The sequence below is a fragment of the Terriglobus sp. YAF25 genome (assembly GCF_052113305.1).
Taxonomy (GTDB): Bacteria; Acidobacteriota; Terriglobia; order Terriglobales; family Acidobacteriaceae; genus Terriglobus.
Genome location: NZ_JBFRCY010000413.1, coordinates 1 through 4169 on the forward strand (window position 1 = coordinate 1; position 4169 = coordinate 4169).

The window sequence follows — 4169 nt, forward strand, 5'->3', positions numbered from 1 at the left end:
TCGTTCCTCCGGGATCGGATCTCGGCGAAGTCCGCGGCCCGCTCGCCGAGTTGCCGGCCTTCAAGGGAACCAGGCTCATTGCTCCCGGATGCCACGACACTGCCTCGGCCATCGCGGGCATTCCTGCCTCCGGCCGTGATTGGGCTTACATCAGCTCGGGAACATGGTCCCTGGTTGGTACGCTGCTGGAGCAGCCCCGGAACAGCGACGCCGTTAAGGCCGACAATTTCACCAACCTCGGAGCCGTGGGAAGCCGGATCTGCTTCCATAAGAACGTCAACGGCATGTGGCTGATGGAGCAATCCATGGCGTACTGGGCGGCAGAAGGGAAATCATGGAACATTGCGGACCTGATAAAGGCTGCAGAGCAGATTGGCAAGCCCGACGCCCTGCTCGATGTGGATGATGAAGACCTGCTGCTGCCCGAGCGGATGCCCGAGCGCATTAACGCACAGCGTGCGAAGAAAGGACTGCCGGCTCTCGATACTTCGTCAGCAGGAGCCCCGGTTATCGCGAATCTGATCTTCTACTCGCTCGCTGCGCGATATGCCAAGGTGCTGGATCGTATCTCGCTCCATAGCGGCAAGAAATTCAGGCGGCTCTACATTGTCGGCGGGGCCAGTCAGAATGAGTTTCTCAACCGTCTCACCGCGGAGGCTACTGGCCTCGACGTGCATCGCGGCGCGGTCGAGAGTTCTACGATCGGCAACTTCGCTGTGCAGATGGCGTGCCTGGAAGGCATGGGAGACAAGATCACCGGTGTCTTTGCCGAGAGCGTTGTCGACTGGTCCGGTCTCTTCTGCAATGCCGTCATGAAATAAGCATTTCCGCCGTACCGAAAAGGCTGCCATTGATGGCAGCCTTTTCGTTGCACGGAACCGATGGGGACTCGTCGCCGTATGAGGCTCTTATGTCTCGAACGTCCGCATGGACTCGCCGTTCCTTCCTCACAAACTCCGCTCTCGTCTGCATGGCGTCCTCGCTTCGTGCACAGACAGGATCTTCGTTTCGCGATACCGTGAAGCATTATGCGCAGGCGCAGCATTTCAGCGGAGTGATTCTGCTCGGCAAACAGGACAGTATCGTCGAACAATATGTCTTCGGAGATGCCCGGACGGAGCCAGGGACACCGGTCACGCTGGAGACGGTCTTTGAAGGTGGTTCCATCTCCAAATGGATCGCATCGATCGTCGTTCTGAAACAGGTTGACAAAGGCAAACTCTCGCTGGATGTCCCGATCTCGACCTATCTTCCAGCGTTTCGCAAAGATAATGGGGCGAAGCTGACCATGGCTCATCTGATGAGCCACCAGAGTGGTGTACCGAATCAGGTGATTCCTGCACTGCGTGCGGATCGTAGGCTGCAGGCCACGGCCGATGAGGCCGTGGCTCGCTGGGCGAGCGGCGATCTGCAATTTGAGCCGGGATCAACTTGGGACTACTCCCATTCCAATTGGCTGCTCGTCCGTGCCGCTGTGGAGCATGCGACCAGTCGGACCTACGAAGAGCTTGCCGCCGAGACTCTATGGAAGCCGCTGGGCCTGAAACACAGCGGCATCTTTTACGGAGAATCGCTCGCGATTCCGGGCATGGCAGAAAGCCGAAAGGCAGACGGCACACCGGACCCTTCCACGATGCCAAGCTTTATGGCGATGGTCGGTGGGTTTTATAGCAATGCCCCAGAGATGCTGCGCATTCTCGACGCCGTGGACAAGGAAGAGATTCTGAGCAAGGCATCGACCGAACGGCTCTTTACTCTGCGGATGCCGGAGCAGCACTATGCTCTCGGCGGGCGCGTGCGAACACGAACTCTGCACGGAAAGGAGCGCACGGTGATCTGGGAGGATGGCTCCAACCGCAGCTTCCGAATGCTTGCGGTGCGTGTTCGCGGCTCGGGAGAAGCGGTTATCGTCATGAATCATCGCGGAACAGACCAGCCTGCGATGGGGGATGTTGCAGACGCCGGTTTGAAATGGCTGTGTGATGACCAAAGCACTTAGAAAGCCGATCACTGACTGGCGAAAACTTACGGCCGGGGTTTAGAGCATCTTCCCTGTTGCTGAGTATCCCGGAAGAGGCATGCAGCGGCGTTTTCATTGCGGAAACGCCCATAGGCGTGGAATCCCTGCACCACACCTACAGGGAAAATGCCTCTGAACCTGGTATGTGTACCCATTGAACCGGCTTGTTATGGACATCCATCTCGCGAAATGAGACGGTTCCCGATATGACAGCCATTTCCAGTTGCAAGCCATGCATCCAAACGGGCATGGTGTAGGCGAGAGGTGATCTTCGTCGATGCTCCGTTCCGCCCTTGTGAGTTTTGTCCTGTCTGCAGCGGCTGTCTCCATGCATGCTCAAACCCCTCCTCCTGCGGTTGCCTATTCTCCTGGTGGCCCCTCAACTCCCACAACGGCTCCGGCACCGATGTTGCTTTGGCCGAACGGTGCTCCTGGAGCGCAGGGAGAGGCCGACGACGATAAACCAACGCTCACGGCCTATATTCCGGCACAGAACCCTACCAAGGCTGCGGTTGTCGTTGCTCCCGGTGGGGGCTATACACACCTGGCGACTGAAAAAGAGGGAACTATGTTTGCGCAGTGGCTCAATGCGCAAGGGGTAGCCGCATTTGTACTGAAGTACCGTCTGGGGCCGAAGTATCACCATCCCATTGAGATTGGTGATGCGCAGCGTGCGATCCGTACGGTGCGCGCGCGCGCCGCAGAATGGGGCATCGACAAAGAAAAGGTCGGCATGATGGGATCGTCCGCCGGGGGCCACCTGGCGGCGTCTACCAGCGTTTTGTTTGACGAGGGTCTCGCAACTGGTGACGCCATCGACCACGAGAACAGCCGTCCGGACTTCGTTATTCTGTGTTACCCCGTTATTCGTCTGGACGCGCCCTATATGCACTCCGGTTCGCGCAAGATGCTTCTTGGAGAGACTCCGGACGATGCGCTCGTAGAAAAAATGTCGCTGACCGGCCTGGTGAACTCGAAAACGCCGCCAACCTTCCTCTACACCACAACCGATGATAAGACCGTGCCGGTCATGAATAGTGTCTTGTGGTACGAGGCACTGGTGAAGGCTGGGATTCCAGTAGAGCTGCATGCCTTCCAACATGGTTCACATGGCAGCGGTCTTGCCCAGGCAGATCCGGCGCTACGGGAGTGGCCAAACCTGCTGCTGCACTGGCTCCAGGCCAATGGATGGGCGGCCAGGCCATGACGGTTGAGGAGATGATGGCCGGCAGGCCCGAAGGCTTGCCGCGAGCTCTGCGTGCCTTGTGGCACGATGCCCATGGCGACTGGAATGCGGCGCATGAGACAGCCCAGGTGGAGGAATTTGGTGACTGCGCCTGGGTCCACGCCTACCTGCATCGTAAGGAAGGCGATGAGGGAAACGCCGGTTACTGGTACGGCCGGGCGGGGAAGTCCGTTTTTCGGGGATCTCTTGAGGAGGAATGGCGGTTTATCGCCGAGTCGCTGCTGGCGTAGGGCGCGCCTCCAATTTCTGACGGCAGAAATTGGATGACATGCCCTAGAGAAAGCCTTTGTGGTGTGTTCACAATTGTGTAAAGTAGAGCCATCCACGGAACATCTGCATGCTTTCGGTGGGCGTCAGCCCTCGTCTGCAGAGCTTTCGGTAGCCCGTAGGGCCTTCAGTAGAAGAACAGGTGAAATGTGCATGCGTCTTCGTAGTGTGAAAGTGTATCTAGCTGTACTTCTGGGGCTGGTTCTGGCGACCGCTCCTGCATTTGGACAAGCAGCAGGCACTCCTAAAGTCGACTCCGGCGACAATAGCTGGATGCTGGTCAGCTCCGCTCTGGTGCTGATGATGAGCGGTCCCGGACTTGCACTCTTTTATGGCGGTCTGGTGCGTAAGAAGAATGTACTCGGTACGTTCATGCAGACCTTCGCCATGATGGCGGTCATCACGGTTCTGTGGGCCGTAGTGATGTACTCTCTCGCTTTCGGCCATGGAAATGCGTTCATTGGCGGCTTCCATCATCTGTTTCTCAAAGGTGTTGGCCTGACTCCGAATCCGACCTATGCGGCAACGATTCCCGAGCAGACCTTCATGGTCTATCAGCTCATGTTCGCCATCATTACGCCGGCGCTTATCCCGGGCGCCTTTGCCGAGCGTATGAAGTTCTCGGCCATGCTGGTC

General features: G+C 57.9%; 5 protein-coding genes. All 5 read left to right on the plus strand.

Features of this window, described 5'->3' with window-relative positions; all coding sequences use genetic code 11:
- The coding region (locus tag AB4043_RS16835; RefSeq protein ID WP_442307576.1) for an FGGY-family carbohydrate kinase at positions 1-821 on the plus strand (821 nt) is incomplete at its 5' end.
- A gap of 89 nt (positions 822-910) precedes the next feature.
- On the plus strand, positions 911-1999 hold the full coding sequence (locus AB4043_RS16840) for a serine hydrolase domain-containing protein (RefSeq protein WP_442299782.1): 1089 nt from the start codon (positions 911-913) through the stop codon (positions 1997-1999).
- 298 nt (positions 2000-2297) lie between these two features.
- The gene (locus AB4043_RS16845) at positions 2298-3227 is read left to right on the plus strand and encodes an alpha/beta hydrolase (RefSeq protein WP_442299781.1); all 930 of its coding nucleotides are present in this window, start codon (positions 2298-2300) and stop codon (positions 3225-3227) included.
- Complete coding sequence (locus AB4043_RS16850; RefSeq protein WP_442299780.1) at positions 3224-3496, plus strand: hypothetical protein; 273 nt, start codon at positions 3224-3226, stop codon at positions 3494-3496. Before AB4043_RS16845 ends, AB4043_RS16850 begins: the two co-directional genes overlap by 4 nt.
- Before the next feature lie 190 nt (positions 3497-3686).
- On the plus strand, positions 3687-4169 hold a 483-nt coding region (locus tag AB4043_RS16855; RefSeq protein ID WP_442307577.1), incomplete at its 3' end, for an ammonium transporter.